The sequence below is a fragment of the Pseudomonas sp. H3_A02 genome (assembly GCF_054671965.1).
In genome coordinates, this window is record NZ_CP162807.1 from 1,723,089 (window position 1) to 1,743,614 (window position 20,526).

General features: G+C 62.2%; 14 protein-coding genes. 3 read left to right on the forward strand and 11 right to left on the reverse strand.

Annotated elements, in window-relative coordinates:
• Positions 1-22: 22 nt before the first annotated feature.
• From AB4N80_RS07460 to betI, 8 genes are all read right to left on the reverse strand, one after another.
• Positions 23-1,201: a BaiN/RdsA family NAD(P)/FAD-dependent oxidoreductase gene (locus AB4N80_RS07460; protein WP_122566589.1), complete on the reverse strand. Its 1,179-nt coding sequence runs from the start codon at positions 1,199-1,201 to the stop codon at positions 23-25.
• Positions 1,202-1,388: 187 nt separating this feature from the next.
• Complete coding sequence (dbpA, locus tag AB4N80_RS07465; protein WP_232199893.1) at positions 1,389-2,726, reverse strand: ATP-dependent RNA helicase DbpA; 1,338 nt, start codon at positions 2,724-2,726, stop codon at positions 1,389-1,391.
• Between the two features lie 299 nt (positions 2,727-3,025).
• On the reverse strand, positions 3,026-4,453 hold the full coding sequence (gene mdtD, locus AB4N80_RS07470; protein ID WP_122566591.1) for a multidrug transporter subunit MdtD: 1,428 nt from the start codon (positions 4,451-4,453) through the stop codon (positions 3,026-3,028).
• Between the two features lie 108 nt (positions 4,454-4,561).
• Entirely contained in the window at positions 4,562-5,899 is a 1,338-nt protein-coding gene (locus AB4N80_RS07475; protein ID WP_460081332.1) for a TldD/PmbA family protein, read from the reverse strand.
• A complete protein-coding gene (locus AB4N80_RS07480; RefSeq protein ID WP_460081334.1) occupies positions 5,899-7,341 on the reverse strand; it encodes a TldD/PmbA family protein in 1,443 nt (480 codons plus the stop codon). The genes AB4N80_RS07475 and AB4N80_RS07480 overlap by 1 nt, the downstream gene beginning before the upstream one ends.
• Before the next feature lie 367 nt (positions 7,342-7,708).
• Complete coding sequence (gene betA / locus AB4N80_RS07485) at positions 7,709-9,412, reverse strand: choline dehydrogenase (RefSeq protein WP_122566594.1); 1,704 nt, start codon at positions 9,410-9,412, stop codon at positions 7,709-7,711.
• 201 nt (positions 9,413-9,613) lie between these two features.
• Positions 9,614-11,086: a betaine-aldehyde dehydrogenase gene (betB, locus tag AB4N80_RS07490; RefSeq protein WP_305468729.1), complete on the reverse strand. Its 1,473-nt coding sequence runs from the start codon at positions 11,084-11,086 to the stop codon at positions 9,614-9,616.
• 79 nt (positions 11,087-11,165) lie between these two features.
• The gene (gene betI / locus AB4N80_RS07495) at positions 11,166-11,786 is read right to left on the reverse strand and encodes a transcriptional regulator BetI (RefSeq protein ID WP_122566596.1); all 621 of its coding nucleotides are present in this window, start codon (positions 11,784-11,786) and stop codon (positions 11,166-11,168) included.
• 365 nt (positions 11,787-12,151) lie between these two features.
• Between betI and AB4N80_RS07500 the strand changes: the two genes are divergently transcribed.
• Positions 12,152-13,687, forward strand: a complete 1,536-nt coding sequence (locus tag AB4N80_RS07500; RefSeq protein ID WP_305471286.1) for a BCCT family transporter — start codon at positions 12,152-12,154, stop codon at positions 13,685-13,687.
• 249 nt (positions 13,688-13,936) lie between these two features.
• On the opposite strand, the gene choV is transcribed toward AB4N80_RS07500, so the two are convergent.
• The 3 genes from choV to AB4N80_RS07515 all read right to left on the reverse strand — a co-directional run bounded on the left by choV (position 13,937) and on the right by AB4N80_RS07515 (position 16,976).
• On the reverse strand, positions 13,937-15,115 hold the full coding sequence (choV, locus tag AB4N80_RS07505; RefSeq protein ID WP_122566597.1) for a choline ABC transporter ATP-binding protein: 1,179 nt from the start codon (positions 15,113-15,115) through the stop codon (positions 13,937-13,939).
• Positions 15,112-15,957: a choline ABC transporter permease subunit gene (gene choW, locus AB4N80_RS07510; RefSeq protein ID WP_014340605.1), complete on the reverse strand. Its 846-nt coding sequence runs from the start codon at positions 15,955-15,957 to the stop codon at positions 15,112-15,114. The genes choV and choW overlap by 4 nt, the downstream gene beginning before the upstream one ends.
• Positions 15,958-16,028: 71 nt before the next feature.
• Positions 16,029-16,976 (reverse strand): choline ABC transporter substrate-binding protein, encoded by a 948-nt coding sequence (locus AB4N80_RS07515; RefSeq protein WP_122566598.1) that lies wholly within the window; start codon positions 16,974-16,976, stop codon positions 16,029-16,031.
• Between the two features lie 425 nt (positions 16,977-17,401).
• Here AB4N80_RS07515 and AB4N80_RS07520 point away from each other — a divergent pair, with 425 nt between their 5' ends.
• Both AB4N80_RS07520 and gbdR read left to right on the forward strand, forming a co-directional pair.
• A complete protein-coding gene (locus tag AB4N80_RS07520; protein WP_122566599.1) occupies positions 17,402-18,778 on the forward strand; it encodes an L-serine ammonia-lyase in 1,377 nt (458 codons plus the stop codon).
• A gap of 574 nt (positions 18,779-19,352) precedes the next feature.
• Positions 19,353-20,456 carry a choline metabolism transcriptional regulator GbdR gene (gbdR, locus tag AB4N80_RS07525; RefSeq protein ID WP_060740272.1) on the forward strand — a complete coding sequence of 368 codons (1,104 nt, stop codon included), beginning with the start codon at positions 19,353-19,355 and terminating at the stop codon, positions 20,454-20,456.
• Positions 20,457-20,526 lie beyond the last annotated feature (70 nt).

Genomic DNA, 20,526 nt, shown 5'->3' on the forward strand with positions numbered 1-20,526 from the left:
TCCACACTCGAATTGTGTTGGCTCAGACGTATTGCGCCGCCGCATAGCCCGAAGCCCAGGCCCACTGGAAGTTGAACCCGCCCAGGTGCCCGGTGACGTCCAGCACTTCGCCGATGAAATACAGGCCAGGGCTTTTCAACGATTCCATGGTCTTGGACGAGACTTCCCGGGTGTCGACGCCACCGAGGGTGACTTCGGCGGTGCGGTAGCCTTCGGTGCCGGCGGGGACGACGTTCCAGCTCGCCAGCTTCTCGGCGATGTCCGCCAGCTCCGCGTGGGTGTACTGCTTCATGGGTTTGGAGACGAACCAGGTGTCGGCCAGCAGGTTGGCCATCTTCTTGGTGAACAACTCGCCCAGCAGAGTCTTGAGTTCGCTGTTGGGGCGTTCGGCCTGTTGCTGTTGCAGCCATTGCGGCACGTCGTGGTCAGGCAACAGGTTGATCTGCACCGTGTCCCCCGGTTCCCAGAACGAGGAAATCTGCAGGATCGCCGGACCGCTCAGGCCGCGATGGGTGAACAGGATGTTCTCGCGAAAACTCTGGTCGTTGCAGCTCACCAGGCAATCGACCGAGGTGCCCGACAGCTCGGTGCACAGGGCCTTGAGCTGATCGGTGATGGTGAACGGCACCAGCCCGGCGCGGGTCGGCAGCAGCGCATGGCCAAACTGTTTCGCCACCTGATAACCGAAGCCGGTCGCCCCCAGGGTCGGGATCGACAGCCCGCCGGTGGCGATCACCAGGGACTGGCAGACGGTGGCGCCGAGGGTGGTTTGCAGCAGGTAGCCGCCGTCGGTTTTTTCGATCTGCGTGATCGACGTGTCCAGGTGCAGGCTGACGCCGGCCTGGTCGCATTCATCCAACAGCAGGCCGAGGATGTCGCTGGACTTGTTATCGCAGAACAACTGGCCGAGCTTTTTCTCGTGATAGGGCACGCCGTGCTTGGCCACCAGCGCAATGAAATCCCACTGGGTATAGCGGGCCAGGGCCGATTTGCAGAAGTGCGGGTTCTGCGAGAGGAAATTGCTCGGTTCGGTGTACATGTTGGTGAAATTGCAACGCCCACCGCCGGACATGAGGATTTTCTTGCCGGCCTTGTTGGCGTGGTCCAGCAGCATCACCTGTCGCCCGCGCGCGGCCGCGGTCAGCGCACACATCAACCCTGCGGCGCCAGCGCCAATGATCACGACTTCGGTAGAGCGCAAAACGGTGTCCTCTCACAAATTCTAATTTCACCGAAAACCACTGTGGGAGCGGGCTTTGTGGGAGCAAAGCTTGCTCGCGATCCAGGCGCTGCGGTCCTCAAGAGACCGCGGCGTTTTCATCGCGGGCAAGCCTTGCTCCCACACAGCTCGCTCCCACAGTTTGATCTCTGTTTGTCAGGCGACTGGATTACAGGATCCGCACCCGCAACGAGCGGCCCTTGATCTTGCCATCGTTCAGGCGTTGCAGGGCCTGTTTGGCGATGCCGCGTTCCACGGCCACGTAGGCCTGGAAATCGAAGATCGCGATCTTGCCGACCTGGGCGCCGGGGATGCCGGCTTCGCCGGTCAGGGCGCCGAGGATGTCGCCGGGGCGCACCTTGTCCTTGCGCCCGGCGCCGATGCACAGGGTGCTCATGGCCGGTAGCAGCGGGCCGCCGCCCTGGGACTTGAGGTTGTCCAGTTGGTCCCAGCTCAGTGGCGACTTCTGCAGTTGCTCGATGGCCTGGGCGCGGTGGGCTTCGGACGGCGCCACCAGGCTGATGGCGATGCCTTTCTCACCAGCGCGACCGGTGCGGCCGACGCGGTGGATGTGGATTTCCGAGTCCCGGGCCAGTTCGACATTGATCACCATGTCCAGGGCGTCGATGTCCAGGCCACGGGCCGCGACGTCGGTGGCCACCAGCACCGAGGTGCTGCGGTTGGCGAACATCGCCAGTACCTGATCGCGGTCGCGCTGTTCCAGGTCGCCGTGCAGGCCGACGGCCGAGATGCCTTTGGACGTCAGGTGATCGACGGTTTCCTGGACCTGCTGCTTGGTGAAGCAGAACGCCACGCAGGAGGCCGGGCGGAAATGCGCCAGCACCTTGACCACCGCGTCCATGCGCTCCTCGGGGGAGATCTCGTAGAAGCGCTGCTCGATCTGTGCGTCGGAGTGAAACGCCTCGGCTTTCACTTGCTGGGGGTTGCGCATGAACTTGGACGACAGTTGCTTGATCCCCACCGGGTAGGTGGCGGAGAACAGCAGCGTCTGGCGGCGTTCCGGGGTCTGCTGGATGATGTCTTCGATGGCGTCGTAGAAGCCCATGTCGAGCATGCGGTCGGCTTCGTCGAGGATCAGCGTGTTGAGGCCGTCGAGCACCAGCGAACCCTTGCGCAGGTGCTGCTGGATGCGCCCCGGCGTGCCGACGATGATGTGGGCGCCGTGTTCGAGGGAAGCGATCTGCGGGCCGAAGGACACGCCGCCGCACAGGGTCAGGACCTTGATGTTGTCTTCGGCGCGGGCCAGGCGACGGATTTCCTTGGCGACCTGGTCGGCCAGCTCGCGGGTCGGGCACATCACCAGTGCCTGGCAGCCGAAGAAGCGCGGGTTGATCGGGTTCAGCAGGCCAATGCCGAAGGCGGCGGTTTTGCCGCTGCCGGTCTTGGCCTGGGCGATCAGGTCCATGCCCTTGAGGATCACCGGCAAGCTTTGCGCCTGGATCGGCGTCATTTGGGCATAACCGAGTGATTCGAGGTTAGCCAGCATGGCGGCGGACAGCGGCAAAGTATTAAAAGCGGTGGCAATGGTGGTCACGGGACTGGCCTGCAAAACAAAATGTCGCGCAGTGTAGCAGCCTCGTGCCACTTTCTTCGAAAGTTCTGGACGAGCTGTGGGGGCAGGGCCTGCCCTGGGGGGGCGGGCAATTCCAGAAACGTTGGGAGCTCTGGAGCTGTGGGAGCAAAGCTTGCTCGCGATGCAGGCGGCGCATTTCCACCAGGAAAACCGAGTCGCCTGTATCGCGGGCAAGCCTTGCTCCCACAAAAATCTCCACACCACGAAGCGACCTAGTGCTCGATATGCTCATCCGGCCGCTTGACCCGCCGCCCATCCTGCTTCGACAACTGGGAAAAAATCGTCGCCGCCAGCATCGCCATGACTCCCACCGTCACGAACGTCAGTTGGAACGCCCCCAGCACCGTCTCGACCCCATCGTTGCCAACCTGGGCCGTGAAGCCGCCGAGCAGGGCGCCGGCGCAGGCCACACCGAGGCTCAGGGACAGTTGCGCGACCACCGACAACAGGCTGTTGCCGCTGCTGGCGCTGGCGTCGTCCAGGTCGATCAGGGTCACGGTGTTCATCGCGGTGAATTGCAGCGAGTTGATCGCCCCCAGCACTGCCAGTTGCGCCAGCAGCAGCCAGTACGGCGTCTGTTCGCTGACCAGGCCCATGCTCGCCAGCATCAGGCCCAGGGCCAGGGTGTTGCCGGTCAACACGGTGCGGTAGCCAAAGCGCTCGATCAATGGCCGGGCCACGGACTTGGCGACCATGGCCGCCGCCGCCAGGGGCAGCATGCTCATGCCGGCCTGGGAGGGCGAGTAACCCAGGGCCACTTGCAGCAGCAACGGCACCAGAAACGGCAGGGCGCCGCTGCCCAGGCGGGCGAACAGGTTACCGAGGATGCCCACGGCGAAGGTCCGGGTCTTGAACAGCGACGGTGCGAACAGCGGGTTCTCGATATGCCCGGCTCGCAGCCAATAAGCCGCCAGGCAGGCCATGCCGCCGAACAGCAGCAACATCACCCGTAAGTGTGGCAGGTGCAGTTCACCGAGGCCTTCCATGGCAATGGTGATCAACACCATTGCCGCGCCGAACAGCAAAAAGCCCAGGCCATCGAACCGCGTGCGCTCGCTGCCGCGCAGGTCGGGGATGAACTTCCATACCGCATAACAGCCAATCACGCCCACCGGCAGATTGATCAGGAAGATCCAGTGCCAGGTCAGGTACTCCACCATCCAGCCGCCCATGGTCGGGCCGATCAGCGGGCCGAGCAGGCCGGGAATGGTGATGAAGCCCATGATCCGCACCAGTTCCGAACGCGGGTAGGCTCGCAGTACCACCAGCCTGCCGACCGGTATCATCAGCGCACCGCCCAGGCCCTGGATCACCCGCGCACCGATCAGCATGCCCAACGAATGGGACAAGGCGCACAGCAGCGAGCCGAAGCTGAACAGCAGGATCGCCCCAAAGAAAATCTTCTTGGTGCCGAAGCGGTCGGCGATCCAGCCCGAGGCCGGGATCAGCAGCGCCACGGTGAGCATGTAGGCAATGATCACGCCCTGCATGCGCAGCGGGTTTTCCGCCAGGTCACTGGCCATGGCGGGCAGGGCGGTGTTGAGGATGGTCCCGTCAAGGGACTGCATGAAGAAGGCAATCGCCACCACCCATGGAAGCCAGCGGGCGGTGACGGCGTCGAGCGGGGCGCGGTTGGGCATGGGACCTCGTATTTGTGTTCGGGTGTCTGTTGGCTTCATCGCGGGCAAGCCTTGCTCCCACATGTGCAGCGTACATCTTGTGGGAGCAAGGCTTGCCCGCGATGCTTTTTACAGGGTCAAGGTCAACCGCTTGACCAGCGCCCCCGGCAGCAACATCGAGGCCGTGGCCCGCCGGCTGTAGGTGCTGCCCGAGAGCAGAAGTTCCCGCTCCCGGGTCAGGCCTTCGAGTTGCGAGCCGAGCAGGCTGTAGACGCTGTCGTCGAAACGCATGGTACTGACCGGCGCGACGATCTGGCCATTCTCGACCCAGAACGTGGCGAAGCGGGTCATGCCGGTCAGGCGCGCCGCCGGTTGGTCCGAGTAGTTCAGGTACCAGAGGTTGCTGATGTACAGCCCGGTGCCCAGTGCTTCGAGGATGTATTTCTGCTCCAGCTGCCCGCCCTGCATGTTCAGCGCCGTGGGGTATTCGTAGCTGCTGGCGCCATTGGCCGCGAGGCCGTATTCGGCGGCGCTGCGGGAGTTGATCAATTGCGCATTGGCCGTGCCTTTGGCGATCAGCCCCAGGTCATCGCGGGGATAACCTTCGTCGGAAAAGGCCGGGCTCAAGGAACCGCTGACCTGCTCGCTCAGCCACACGTTGGGGCTGAAGTGGGCTTCGCCGGCGTAGAACTTCTGCAACGGGCTCTGTTTGCTGGCAATGGCCTGGGCTGAAAACCCGCCCCAACTGAGCATGTCGATGATCTCTTCCAGAGCGGCCGGCGCCAGATAGGCGCGGTATTCGCCGGGTGGCAACGTGCGCAGCGGGCGGCCGAGAAATTCCAGTTGCTCGCGGGCCTGTTCGAAGCGCTGGGCAAACCCGTCACTGCTCCATTCATGCCCGGCGTAGCGGGCTTTCACCGCTTGGCCATTCTCATGGAACAGGCTGAAATCGAAGTTGAAGCTGTTGGCCTGATGCCAGCCGAACGCGCCCGAAGAACTGGCGAAACCTCGGCTGATGGGCCCGGCAGCGTAGAAGCCCACCAGGTCGAGGCCTTCGGCGGCGCGGGTGATTTCAGCCACGGCCTGTTCGGTGTCCGGCAGCGGATGGTCCTGCACGTTGTGGCTCTGCCAGTGGTCGGGGTTGAGTAGCAGGTAAGGATCGGCGGGCAGCAGCGGCAAGGTTTCGCGCAACTGTTGCAGGCCTTCGGCCAGGCGTTGCAGGTCGGTCTCGGGGTCGCCGGACAAGGTGATCTGCAGATCGGCGTGGCGGCCGTCGTCGATCAGTTTGAAAGTGACGTTGGCCTGTTGCACCTGTCCGGCCTGGCGGACCTTGCCGTGGTTGAAACGCACGAAGGCCGAGGACTCGGCGGCGTAGCCGAGGGTGAACTGTTCAGGCTCACGAAGGGCATCGCGCAGCCAGTCGACCAACACCTTGAACGCCCCGGCCTGATTATTGACAGTGCTCATCAGGCATCTCCCCCAAACACATCAACGTTGCTGAACACACAAGCCGGCGAGGCATGGCCGACGCGGATGACCTGGTTCGGTTCGCCCTTGCCGCAGTTCGGCGTGCCCAAAACCTGGAGGGTACTGGCATCGCCCACGGCGCGCAGACTCTTCCAGAACTGCGCGGAAATGCCCCGGTAGTTGGGGTTCTTCACCACGCCCTTGAGCTCGCCGTTCTCGATCAATTGGCCCCACTCGCAGCCGAACTGGAATTTGTTGCGGGCGTCATCGATGGACCAGGAACGGTTGGTGCGCATCAGCACGCCGTGCTCGATGCCCTGGATCAGTTGTTCCAGGGACTGGTCACCGGGTTCGATGTTCAGGTTCGCCATGCGGTCGATGGGCGGGCGGTTCCAGCCGCAGGCGCGGCTGTTGGCGACACCGTCCAGGCCCGCACGGAACTGCGACAGCGCCCCGCCCAGTGGACGCAGCAACAGACCTTCGCGAATCAGGAACTGTTTGCTGGCGGCGCTGCCGTCGTCGTCATGGCTGTAGCTCGCCAGCTCCTCGGGAATGTCCGGGTCGAAGGTCACGTTCAACAGGCTGGAGCCATATTGCAGGTGGCCGAAATCGTTGGCCTTGACGAAGCTGGTGCCGGCGTAATTGCGCTCGTCCCCGAGGATGCGGTCCAGTTCCAGCGGATGGCCGATGGACTCATGGATCTGCAGCATCATCTGGTCGGGCATCAGTAGCAGGTCGCGGGGGCCTTGCGGGGTGTTCGGCGCCATCAGCAACTGCAAGGCCTGGTCGGCGATTTTTTTCCCGGCACCGATCAGGCCGCAACGGCTGATCACGTCGAAGCCGCCTTGCTGGCCGAAATTTTCCCGGCCCAGGGTGCGGGTCTGGCTGTCGTTACCGTCGAAGGCGGTGACTTCCAGGGCCGGGTAGATGAAGCGTTGGGCCTGGCGCAGTTCAGCGCCGGCACTGTTGAGGTAGATCTGCTCGACCTGGGTCAGGCCAATGCTGGCCTGCCAGTTCACCAGGCGCTCGTCCTGAGGCACCGCGGCCGATTCGTCGCCGAGCAGTTGGTAGCAATCGCTCAGGGGCGGGAAGGCCTGGTCGAAATGCGGCGAGAAGTAATCGGCGCGGTCGCTGGACACGGCTTGTTCGCGCAGGTCGAGCAGGGCATAGGGCTTGAGCAGGCGAGCGTGTTGCTCGGCGCGTTCCAGTGCCGCTTGCAGGCCGGCCTGGGACAGGTCGTTGGTGGCGGCATACGCTTCGACCCCGTTGACCCGCGCGGTGAGCATCGCACCTTCGTCACGGTTCAGGCTGGGCGGTTCGGCGACGTTTTTGCGCACCGACAAATGCTGGCCGGATTCGCGCACGTAACGCAGGGAAAAGAATTCAGCGCCCGTGCGCAAGGCAGCAAAACGCTCCTTGAGCCGGGGGTAAAAGTCGAACATGAAACCTCCTTGTCTGAGTGGCGATGCAGCGAGGTGCGGCGTGTCGACGCGGTGGCTCTAGAGTAGGCCTGGGGCGGGGGAGGGATCAAGGTGGGAAGGAATCAAGGCGTGTCAGGTTGGACGCCATCGCGAGCAAGCTCGCTCCCACAGTGGAGTTTTGGTGGGCACAAAGTTTGTGTCCACCACCAATCCCTTGTGGGAGCGGGCTTGCTCGCGATGGCGGTGTGGCAGTCAGCGAAGAAGTTGGATGTGCAGGCCTCATCGCGAGCAAGCTCGCTCCCACATTGGATCTTTGGTGGGCACAAAGTTTGTGTCCACCACCAATCCCCTGTGGGAGCGAGCTTGCTCGCGATGGCGGTGTAGCGCCTTACTGGGCTGTAGGTCCCACTTCACGCAACGGCTTGCCGCGCACCGGCGCGTCGCCGGCCACGTAGTACGGTGCGGTGCTGCGTGGCAGGGGCTTGCGGCCGCGGATCTTGTCGGCGATTTTCTCGGCGATCATGATCGTCGGCGCGTTCAGGTTGCCGGTGGTGATGATCGGCATGATCGAGGCATCCACCACGCGCAGCCCTTGCATGCCATGCACGCGGCCTTCGCCGTCTACCACGGCCATGTCGTCGGTGCCCATCTTGCACGAGCAGGACGGGTGGAACGCGGTTTCGGCGTGCTCGCGGATGAACTGGTCCAACTGCTCGTCCGTTTGCACGTCGATGCCTGGGCTGATCTCACGACCACGGAACGGATCGAGCGCCGGCTGCTGCATGATCTCGCGGGTCAGGCGGATGCCGTCGCGAAATTCCTGCCAGTCCTGCTCGGTGGCCATGTAGTTGAACAGGATGCTCGGGTGCTGGCGCGGGTCCTTGGACTTGGCCTGGATCCGCCCACGGCTCGGCGAACGCATAGAGCCCATGTGCGCCTGGAAACCGTGTTCCTTCACGCCGTTGCTGCCGTTGTAGTTAATCGCCACCGGCAAAAAGTGGTACTGGATGTTCGGCCAATCGAAATCCGGACGGGTACGGATGAAACCGCCGGCTTCGAACTGGTTGCTGGCGCCGATGCCGGTGCCGTTGAACAGCCATTCGGCACCGATGGCCGGCTGGTTGTACCAGAGCAACGACGGGTACAGCGAGACCGGTTGGGTGCAGGCGTATTGCAGGTACAGCTCGAGGTGATCCTGCAGGTTTTCGCCGACGCCCGGCAGGTCGTGGACCACCGGGATGTCGAGGCTTTCCAGCAGCTTGGCCGGGCCGACGCCGGAGCGTTGCAGGATCTGTGGCGAGGCGATGGCGCCGGAACACAGCAGCACTTCCTTGCGCGCCCGGGCTTCGACACGCTCTTCAGCGGCGCCCACTAGATAACGCACGCCGACCGCGCGTTTGCCTTCGAAGATGATCTTGTCGGTCAGGGCGTGAGTGACGATGCTCAGGGTCGAGCGCTTCTTGGCGACGTCCAGGTAACCGCGCGCGGTGCTGGCGCGACGGCCGTTGGGCGTGACAGTCCGGTCCATCGGGCCGAAACCTTCCTGCTGGTAGCCGTTGAGGTCTTCGGTACGCGGGTAACCGGCCTGCACGCCGGCCTCGACCATGGCGTGGAACAACGGGTTGTTGCCAGCCTTGGGCGTGGTCACGCTGACCGGGCCGTCACCGCCGTGGTAGTCGTTCGGGCCGATGTCCCGGGTTTCGGCTTTACGGAAATACGGCAGGCAATCCAGGTAGGTCCAGTCTTCCAGGCCCGGCAGCTTGGCCCAGTTGTCATAATCCAGGGCGTTGCCGCGGATGTAGCACATGCCATTGATCAGCGAAGAACCGCCCAGGCCCTTGCCGCGACCGCATTCCATGCGGCGGCCGTTCATGTGCGGCTCCGGATCGGTCTCGTAGGCCCAGTTGTAGCGCCGGCCTTGCAGCGGGAACGCCAGGGCGGCGGGCATTTGCGTGCGAAAGTCCAGGCGATAGTCCGGGCCGCCGGCTTCGAGCAGCAGGACGGTGACGCCTTCGTCTTCGGTCAGGCGGGTGGCCAGGGTGTTACCGGCCGAGCCGGCACCGATGATGATGTAATCGAATTCTTGGGACATGAAATGCACCCTCTTTTTGGATTGGGTTCAGGTCTCGGTCGCCTGTGGCGAGGGGATTTATCCCCGTCCGACTGCGCAGCAGTCGTAAATCAGCGACTGGGTTTGTCTGAAGAATGAGGGGCCTTGAGAGGGGCCGCTACGCAGCCCCACGGGGATAAATCCCCTCGCCACAACAGCGTTCACTCAAGGCCTCATGTCAGATCAGAACACCGACGTGTAATCGCCCAACTCGACCTGTACCGATTTGATGCGGGTGAAGTTGTTCAGCGAGCTGATGCCGTTCTCCCGACCCACGCCCGATTGCTTGTAGCCGCCAACCGGCATTTCAGCCGCCGATTCACCCCAGGCGTTGATCCAGCAGATGCCGGCTTCGAGCTGGTGGATTACGCGGTGGGCGCGGTTCAGGTCGCGGGTCACGACGCCGGCGGCCAGGCCGAAGTCGGTGTCGTTGGCGCGGCGGATCACTTCTTCTTCAGTTTCGTAGGTGAGGATGCTCATCACCGGGCCGAAGATTTCTTCACGCACGATGGTCATCTCATCGGTGCAATCGGTGAACACGGTCGGGGCGACGAACGCGCCCTTGGCGAATTCGCCGTCGGTCAGGCGACTACCACCGCACAACAGGCGCGCGCCTTCGGCTTTGCCTTTCTCGATGTAGCCCAGCACGCTTTCCATGTGGGCGAAGCTCACCAACGGACCGAAATTGGTGTTTTCGTCCTCTGGATTGCCGACGCGGATGCGCGCCACGCGCTCGGCGATCTTGGCTTCGAAGGCGGCCTTGAGGTGACTCGGCACGAACACGCGGGTGCCGTTGGTGCAAACCTGGCCGGAGCTGTAGAAGTTGGCCATCATCGCGGTGTCGGCGGCGCGATCCAGATCGGCGTCGTCGAAAATGATCAGCGGCGACTTGCCGCCCAGCTCCATGGTCACGTCCTTGAGCGAAGAGCTCGAGGCGCTGGCCATGACTTTCTTGCCGGTGTCGGTGCCGCCGGTGAAGGAGATTTTTTCGATGCGCGGGTGCTCGGTCAGCCAGGTGCCGACTTCACGGCCGCTGCCGGTCAATACGTTGAACACACCCGCTGGAACGCCGGCTTCGGTGTAGATCTCGGCCAGTTTCAGGGTGGTCAGCGAGGTAACTTCGCTCGGTTTGAAGATCATCGCGTTGCCAGCCGCAAGGGCCGGTGCGGATTTCCACAGGGCGATCTGGATCGGGTAGTTCCACGCGCCGATACCGGCCACCACGCCCAGGGGCTCGCGACGGGTGTAGACGAATGACGTGGTGCGCAACGGAACCTGCTCGCCTTCGATGGCGGGCACCAGGCCGGCATAGTATTCCAGCACGTCGGCGCCGGTGACGATGTCGACGTATTTGGTTTCGGAATAGGCTTTGCCAGTGTCGAGGGTTTCCAGGGCGGCCAGTTCATCGTTGCGCTCGCGCAGGATGTCCACGGCGCGGCGCAGGATGCGCGAACGCTGCATGGCGGTCATGGCGGCCCAGACTTTCTGGCCCTTTTCGGCGCTGACCACGGCGCGCTCCACGTCCTCGAACGTGGCGCGCTGCACCAGGGCGAGTACTTCACCGTTGGCCGGGTTGATGGCTTCGAAAGTGGCGTCGCCGCTGGCATCGCTGTACGCGCCATCGATGTAGAGTTTTTGCAGTTCGAAACGGGCCATAAAGTCCTCGCAAGTGCATGAGTGGTTGGCTGCCCACCGAGCGTGTCGTTTACAGCTGACTACGCGCTGCGGTGGGGGTTCAGGAGTCGAGCGGTTCTGTGTGCTCTGGCGCCCCTGCTTTGGCCAGTTGGAAATCCATGTATTCATAAGCGATCTGGTGCGCCTGGGCGGTGTCGAACGCGTCTCCCGACAGCGCTCCGCGCAGCCACAAACCGTCAATCAACGCGGCCAGGCCCCGTGCCGCGCTGCGTGCCTGATCAACGGGCAACACGCGGCGGAACTGGCAGCACAAGTTGGAATACAGACGGTGATCGTTGATCCGCTGCAACCTGTGCAAAGACGGGTGGTGCATGCTGGTGGCCCAGAAGGCCAGCCAGGTTTTCATTGCCGGGCCATTGACCTGGCTGGCGTCGAAGTTGCCTTCGATGATCACCTTGAGGTGAGCCCGGGGGCTTGCATCCTCCAGCGCTTGGCGGCGCGCGGTGACGTTCTCGCTCAGGACGCTCATCAGGTACTGGGCCGTGGCCGCGATCAGGCCGTTCTTGTCCTGAAAGTAGTGACTGATGATGCCGTTGGAGACACCGGCCAAACGAGCGATCAGCGCAATGCTGGCATCCCCCATGCCAACCTGATCGACCGCTTGCAACGTGGCTTCGATCAATTGTTGGCGGCGGATGGGTTGCATACCGACCTTGGGCATCTAGCACATCTCCTTAGGCCCGCAGGCGGACGAGTGCAGTCCGTCATGGCGAGGGCCAGTCTATTTTGTTTTGATTGAACGTTCAATCAACAAAGAATAAGCTCTGCGACAATTCGTCGCGATTTGCCGAAATTTCCTACGCGTAAATGGCGCAGAAGCGAGACATCAAGGACCCAAGACCCACGCATTAAGGGGACAAGGGCTTTAAGGGTGTCTTTATAACACCCGCCGGTCGGCTGCCCACTGACCGATTGGTCGGGTACCGCGTTGCCTTGTCCTTCTCTCGCACTGCCTGGAGCATCCGTGCAATGAGTTCTGCCTTTCTAATAAAGACCCCACCGCAAAAGGTGACGGTCAACGGTTGGGTGTTCTACACCTCCACCGCGTTGATTCTGCTGCTGACAGCCATCCTGATTGTCGCCCCGCAGGAGGCCGGCCGATTGCTCGGCATCGCCCAGGCGTGGTTGTCCCGCAGCTTTGGCTGGTACTACATGGTCGTGATCGCGGCTTATCTGGTGTTTGTGGTCGGCCTGGCGTTTTCCTCCTATGGCAAGCTCAAACTGGGCAGCAAGGATGACACCCCGGACTTCAGCTACGGCGCCTGGGCCGGGATGCTGTTTTCCTCTGGCATTGGCATTTCCTTGCTGTACTTCGGCGCCTCCGAGCCGCTGGACCATTATTTCAACCCGCCCGAAGGCGTGGCCGGCAGCCAAATGGCCGCGCGCCAGGCCGTGCAGCTGACGTTCTTGCACTGGGGGCTGCACGGCTGGGCGATCTACGCCTTGGTGGGCCTGGCCGTGGCGTACTTCGCCTACCGGCACAACCAGCCGCTGGCGCTGCGTTCGGCGTTGTATCCGCTGGTGGGCGAGCGCTGGGTCAAGGGTGCGGCCGGTCACGCGGTGGACGGTTTCGGCATGTTCGTGACGTTGCTGGGGCTGGTGACCAACCTGGGGATCGGCTCGTTGCAAGTCGCCTCCGGACTGGAAAATCTGTTCGGCATGGAACACAGCAACACCAACCTGCTGATCGTGATCATCGTGATGAGCACCGTGGCGACCATCGCTGCGGTGTCCGGCGTGGAGAACGGCATCCGCCGCTTGTCGAACCTGAACATCGTGCTGTTCAGCGGCCTGCTGATTTTCGTCTTGCTGTTCGGTCCGACCCTGCACTTGCTCAATGGCTTCGTGCAGAACATCGGCGATTACCTCAACGGTGTGATTCTCAAGACGTTTGACCTGTACGTGTATGTCGACGACAGCGCCAAGTCCGATCGCTGGCTGGGCCTGTGGACCCTGTTCTACTGGGCCTGGTGGATTTCCTGGGCCCCTTTCGTCGGCATGTTCATCGCACGTATTTCCCGTGGCCGCACCGTGCGCGAGCTGGTGGCGGGTGTGCTGTTGATTCCCTTGGGCTTTACGTTGGCCTGGCTGTCGATTTTCGGTAACTCGGCCCTGGACCTGGTGATGAACCAGGGGGCGGTGGAACTGGGCAAGACGGCGCTGACGCAGCCGTCCATGTCGATCTACCAGTTGCTGGAGTATTACCCGGCGTCGAAGGTCGTGATCGGCGTGTCGATCTTCGTCGGTTTCGTGTTGTTCCTGACCCCGGCCGACTCCGGCGCGGTGATGATGGCCAACCTTTCGTGCAAGGGCGGTAGCGTCGATGAAGATGCACCACACTGGTTGCGGATCTTCTGGTCGGTGGCGATCACGCTAGTGACCATCGGCCTGCTGTTCGCCGGTAACTTCGAAGCCATGCAAACCATGGTCGTGCTGGCCGGATTGCCGTTCTCGGTGGTGCTGGTGTTCTTCATGTTCGGGCTGCACAAGGCCATGCGCCAGGATGTGCAGGCCGAGCAGGAGCGGGCGGAGTTGGCGGCGGTGGGGCGGGTCTTTAGCTGACCCATTCCATGGTTGTAAACACTGTTGTGGCGAGGGGATTTAGCGAAACGTCGCACCGCCCCGCTGGGCTGCGAAGCAGCCCCAAAACCGGACACCGCGGTGCAACAGGTGAACCCAGTCAGCCGGCTTACGACTGCTGCGCAGCCGAGCGGGGATAAATCCCCTCGCCACAGGAGTCCGCGTTCAGCTTGAGTACCTGCACAAACAAAAACGCCGCGATCATCTCGCGGCGTTTTTGTGTGCGTGGGCTCAGCCCAGGTTCTTGCCGAGCAGTGCGTGGTACAGCTCGCTGTCGCCCAGGATCCCGACGACTTTCTGGTTATCGTGGAGCACCAGTTTGTTGCCGGTCTGGTAGCGGATCTGCAGGGCGTCGCGCATGCCGATGTTGGAGTCCACCAGGGTTGGACGCCGGCCCAGGTCTTCCACTGCCTGGCCCGGTGCCCAGTTTTGCAGGTCCAGGGCCGCGCCGTTCTGCCGGGCGCCCTTGATGGTGTTGCCTTCGGCCAGGTCGAGCCAGGAGTCGCCGCCCGGATCCAGGCAGACCGAACCGTTGATGCGCTTGCAGTTGTCCAGGGTGCGCATCAGGCTGCGGCCGCACAGGACGTTGAGCGGATTGGTATGGGCGACGAAGGTGCGCACATAGTCGTCCGCCGGGTTCAGCACGATTTCTTCCGGTTTGCTGTACTGGATGATCCGGCCATCCTTCATGATCGCGATACGGCTGCCCAGCTTCAGGGCTTCGTCGAGGTCGTGGCTGACGAACACGATGGTCTTGCTCAGCTTGCGCTGCAGTTCCAGCAGTTCGTCTTGCAGGCCTTGGCGGATCAACGGGTCGAGGGCCGAGAACGGTTCGTCCATCAGCAGGATGTCGGCGTCCATTGCCAGGGCGCGGGCCAGGCCGACCCGTTGCTGCATGCCGCCGGACAATTCGTCGGGCTTCTTGTTGCGCCACTGGGTCAGGCCCACCAGCTCAAGCTTCTCATCCACCAGCTTGCGCCGTTCCTTTTCCGGGCGGCCCTGCATTTCCAGGCCGAAGCTGATGTTCTCGCGCACCGTCAGCCAAGGCATCAGGGCGAATTTCTGGAACACCATGGCGATACGCTTGGTGCGCATCATCTTCAGTTCTGCGGGGGTGCAGGACGCAATGTCGATCTGCCGGCCTTCGTGCTCAACGAACAGCTTGCCGCGGCTGACGGTGTTCAAGCCGTTGATGCAGCGCAGCAGGCTGGATTTGCCGGAGCCGGAAAGGCCCATCAAGACACAGATTTCGCCTTTCTCGATATCCAGGCTGGCTTTTTCCACGCCGACGATTTGCCCGGTTTTCTTCAGGATTTCGTTGCGGGTCATGCCCTGGTCGAGCAGCTTGAGGGCCTCGCGAGGGTCCCTGGCGAAGATCACGTCAACGTCTTCAAAGCGAATTATGCTCATGCGTCACCCCCTACTTTGGCGTCGGGTTGTTTGCAGATTCGGTCGAGCATGATCGCCAACAGGACGATCGCCAGGCCGGCTTCGAAGCCCAGGGCGATATCGGCGGTGTTCAGTGCGTTGACCACGGGTTTGCCCAGGCCGTCGGCACCCACCAGCGCGGCAATCACCACCATCGACAACGACAGCATGATGCACTGGGTGATACCGGCCGCGATGCTCGGCATCGCATGGGGCAGTTCAATGCGCGACAGGAGTTGGCGACGGGAGCAGCCAAAGGCTTTGCCGGCGTCCATTAGTTCGTCCGGTACGTCGCGGATGCCCAGGTAGGTCAGGCGGATCGGCGCGGCAATCGCGAACACCACCGTGGAGATCAGACCCGGGACCACACCCAGACCGAAAAGGGTCAGGGTAGGAATGAGGTAGACGAAGGTCGGTACGGTCTGCATCAGATCGAGCACCGGACGCATCATGGTGTAGAACATCGGCTTGTGCGCGGCAACAATGCCTAGCGGCACGCCGATCAGCACACAGACCAGGGTCGCGAACAGCACCTGGGCGAGGGTTTCCATGGTCTCTTGCCAGTAACCCAGGTTGAGAATCAGCAGGAAGGACGCGATGACGAATACGGTCAGGCCCCATTTGCGCTGGATAAAGTGCGCCAATAGCGCGATGAGGCCGATCAGGGCCAGGGGGTTGAACCAGGTCAGCGCAAACGTCACGCCGTGAATCATCGTTTCCAGGAACAGCGCGATTGCGTCGAAGGTGTTGGCGCCGTTTTGCGTCAACCATTCGACAAAGCCCGCGATGTACTGGCCCAAGGGTATTTTCTGATCAATAAGCATGGTAGTGAACGTCCGCATGCAAGGGAATAAACAGCCCGGACGAGCGAACTCGCCCGGCATAACATAGGCAGTTATTGCGCAAGTTTGGCTTTCACGGCTTCCAGGCCAGGTTTACCGTCAATGGTGGTCACGCCAGCGAGCCAGGTATCGAGTACCTGTGGGTTTTTCTTCAGCCAGGCCTTGGCGGCGGCCTCAGGTTTCATCTTGTCGTCGAGCACGTTGCCCATCAGCGTGCTTTCCATGTCGACGGTGAACTCCAGGTTTTTCAACAGTTGCCCAACGTTGCTGCATTCCTGGCTGTAGCCCTTGCGGGTGTTGGTCGCCACGGTAGCGGCACCGAAATCGGGGCCGAAGAAGTCATCGCCGCCGGTCAGGTACTGAATCTTGAAGCGGGTGTTCATCGGGTGTGGCGCCCAGCCGAGGAACACCACGTCGGTGCCACGCTTGGCGGCGCGATCGACCTGCGAGAGCATGCCCGCTTCACTCGACTCGACGACTTTGAAGCCTGCGTCCTTCAGGCCGAAGGCGTTCTTTTCGATCATGCTCTGGATCAGGCGGTTGCCGTCGTTACCCGGTTCGATGCCGTAGATCTTGCCGTCCAGCTCTTTCTTGAATTTGGGGATGTCGGCGAAGTCATGCAGGCCCTTGTCATACAAGGCCTGGGGTACGGCGAGGGTGTATTTGGCGCCCGTGAGGTTGGTGCGCACGGTTTCCACGGTGCCCGCTTCACGGTAGGCCTTGATGTCGTTTTCCATGGTCGGCATCCAGTTGCCGAGGAATACATCCATGTTCTTGCCATCGGCCAGGGACTTGTAGGTCACCGGCACGGAAATCATGGTGGTCTTGGTCTTGTAGCCCAGCGCGTCCAGCACCACGCTGGTGGTCGCCGTGGTCACGGTAATGTCGGTCCAGCCGACATCGGAGAAGTTGACGGTACTGCACTTTTCGGGTTCTGCAGCGTTGGCCAGCATCGGAAGACTCAGCATGGCGGCCAACAACAACGGCTTGGAACCTTTCATGGGTGGACTCCTGGTTTTTTATTGGCGTTGTCCGGTCAGGACAACCGCGCTTAATTGGATGTTGCGGTTGGTGGCGCGTGGGCACTCTCTGACACGCGGCCTTGCAAACGAGCCGTAACTGATCATGTACCAGTGCAAATCTGACGCCTACAGGGTGGGTCGTATCCAGTACAGGGATGGTCGCATCCAGTGTCGGTGACGTCGTTTACAGATTTTTTCCGCCCCCGACGGGCCTCTGACACGTAGAAAAACGCCGTAAAACCGGGGTCGGGGACCCGCGGCGTTGATGGGCATGATTGCGTCGGTGTCAGACGTCGGGCGCCAAGGCAAAAACCGGATGATGCGGCCATCCCGGCGTTGAGCGTAGCAGCTCCGTCACCGGACGCTCCTGCGCCCGGATGTGCCTGTTCTGGAGGTTATCGGCAATGGCAATCAGCGTTTTCGACTTGTTCAAAATCGGTATCGGCCCGTCCAGTTCCCACACCGTGGGCCCCATGCGTGCCGCGGCGCTGTTCGTTGAAGCACTGAAGGCAAAGGCCCTGCTCCATGATGTGCGTCGGGTCGAGGTGCAGTTGTTCGGTTCATTGTCGGCCACCGGCATCGGCCATGGCAGCGACAACGCCGTGATCATGGGCCTGATGGGGGAGTGGCCGGACGCAATCGACCCGTCGCAGATCGGCCCGCGCATCGAGCTGCTGCGTGAAACCCAGACCCTGCTGCTCGACGGTCGCCTGCCCGTGCCGTTCATCTGGTCCCGGGACATGCGCCTGATCGACGAGAACCTGCCATTCCACCCCAATGCGATGACACTGGTAGCCGAGGGCGCCGACGGTGAGCTGCACCGTGACACTTATTACTCGGTTGGCGGTGGCTTTGTCGTTGATGAGGCCCAGGCCTCCAGCGGCGTGGTGGATCTGGACAGCACTGAGCTGCCTTACGATTTCTCCAGCGCCGAAGAATTGCTTGAGTTGTGCCGTACCCACAACTTGCGGGTGGCCGAATTGATGCTGGCCAACGAAAAGGTCTGGCGTTCCGAAGAAGAGATCCGCAGTGGCCTGATGAAGCTGTGGCGGGCCATGCAGGATTGCGTCGAGCAGGGCCTCAAGCACGAAGGCATCCTGCCGGGCGGCTTGAATGTGCGTCGGCGGGCGGCCAAGTTGCACCGCAGCCTGCAGGAGCTGAACAAGCCCAATGTCATCGGCTCGACCCTCAGCGCCATGGAGTGGGTCAACCTGTTTGCCCTGGCGGTCAACGAGGAGAACGCGGCCGGTGGGCGCATGGTCACGGCGCCGACCAACGGTGCGGCGGGGATCATCCCGGCGGTGCTGCACTACTTCATGAAATTCAGCGAAGCGGTCACCGACGCCAACGTCGTGGATTATTTCCTCGGTGCGGCGGCCGTCGGGATCCTGTGCAAAAAGAACGCATCGATCTCCGGCGCCGAAGTCGGTTGCCAAGGCGAGGTGGGATCGGCCTGCGCCATGGCGGCGGCAGGCCTGGCGGAAATCCTCGGGGCCACGCCAGAGCAACTGTGCAACGCCGCGGAAATCGGCCTGGAACACAACCTCGGCCTGACCTGCGACCCAGTGGGCGGCCTGGTGCAGGTGCCGTGCATCGAGCGCAATGCGATCGCCGCGGTCAAGGCCATCAACGCCGCCCAAATGGCCTTGCGCGGGGATGGCCAGCATTTCATCTCTCTGGACCGGGTGATCCGTACCATGCGTGATACCGGTGCCGACATGCATGACAAATATAAAGAGACATCCCGCGGTGGTTTGGCGGTCAGTGCGGTGGAGTGCTGAAATCGCGTTCGCACAACCCGTTGTGACAAGAGGGACTCTGTGGGAGCAAGGCTTGCCCGCGATGGCGGCAGTAGACTCAACATGGATGTCGACAGACATACTGTCATCGCGAGCAAGCTTTGCTCCTACACAGATTCCCTTTATTCACGAGATCGAAAATCGCTCGTAAAATGAACACCCATCCACAAATGCGCCACCTTTTGGCGCGTCGCAAACAGACAAGCCCCCCGTTGTCGCGCCAGCCGCTGAATCGCGCTCGACCGTCCGTCACCCGCACCTGTGGTGCTACTCCTTGCGCAAGCCGCGCAGCCCAGTTCCCACAAGTGCTACCGAACTGCTCACAGCCTTCTGTGATCCGTACCTGCCGCCACTGATGGCACCTAAAACCTGCACTCGATGCACGCCTTATATAGACAGGCCGCGATGTCGTTTTCAGGATTTATTGAACACACATTCAATTTTAGGCATGGCAATTGCTCTATCCCGATAAAGCCCTGTCTCGCGCAAGAGAACGTGGCAATAACAAGAGCCTCCGCCTGAGGCCATCACCCGCTTTGTGTGAGGAGATACCGCGATGACGACGTCCAACTCCGGGGCCCAACCCCAGAACCGTGCGCCTCAATCCATCGGCTTTTTGCTGCTGGACAATTTCACGCTGATTTCCCTGGCGTCCGCGGTAGAACCGCTACGCATGGCCAACCAACTATCCGGTCGCGAGCTGTATCGCTGGACCACCCTTACGGTCGATGGCGGCCAGGTCTGGGCCAGCGACGGTTTGCAGATCACCCCCGACGCCTCCATGCACAAGGCGCCGCCCCTGGACACCGTCATCGTTTGTGGCGGCATCGGCATCCAGCGCACCGTGACCCGTGAACACGTGTCGTGGCTGCAGAGCCAGGCCCGCCAGTCCCGTCGCCTCGGCGCGGTCTGCACTGGCAGTTGGGCCCTGGCCTGCGCCGGCCTGCTGGACGGTTTCGATTGCAGCGTGCACTGGGAATGCCTGGCGGCGATGCAGGAAGCTTTCCCGCGGGTATCGATGAGCACCCGCCTGTTCACCCTCGACCGCAACCGCTTCACCAGCTCCGGTGGCACCGCGCCGCTGGACATGATGCTGCACCTGATCAGTCGTGATCACGGTCGTGAGCTGTCGGCGGCGATCTCTGAAATGTTTGTCTACGAGCGTATCCGCAACGAGCAGGATCACCAGCGTGTGCCGCTCAAGCACATGCTTGGCACCAACCAGCCGAAGTTGCAGGAAATCGTCGCGCTGATGGAAGCCAACCTCGAAGAGCCGATCGACCTGGACGAACTGGCGGTGTACGTCGCCGTGTCCCGGCGCCAGCTGGAGCGGTTGTTCCAGAAATACCTGCACTGCTCACCGTCGCGCTATTACCTCAAGCTGCGGCTGATTCGTGCGCGGCAACTGCTCAAGCAGACGCCGATGTCGATCATCGAAGTGGCGTCGGTGTGCGGCTTTGTCTCTACCCCGCACTTCTCCAAGTGCTACCGCGAATACTTCGGCATACCGCCACGGGACGAGCGCGTCGGCTCCAACACCACGCAACAGGTGGCAATGATGCCGCTGCCGCAGGCGCTGGTGCTGTCGCCATTGTCCGGGCCGCTGTCGGCGCTGAGTCAGGCGCGTAATGAGTCGACGTTTGCCAGTGTGAGGCTCTAAGACCTCAGAGCCTTCATCGCGAGCAAGCTCGCTCCCACAGTTGGATTGGGGGGTGGCCAGAGAGAGAGGT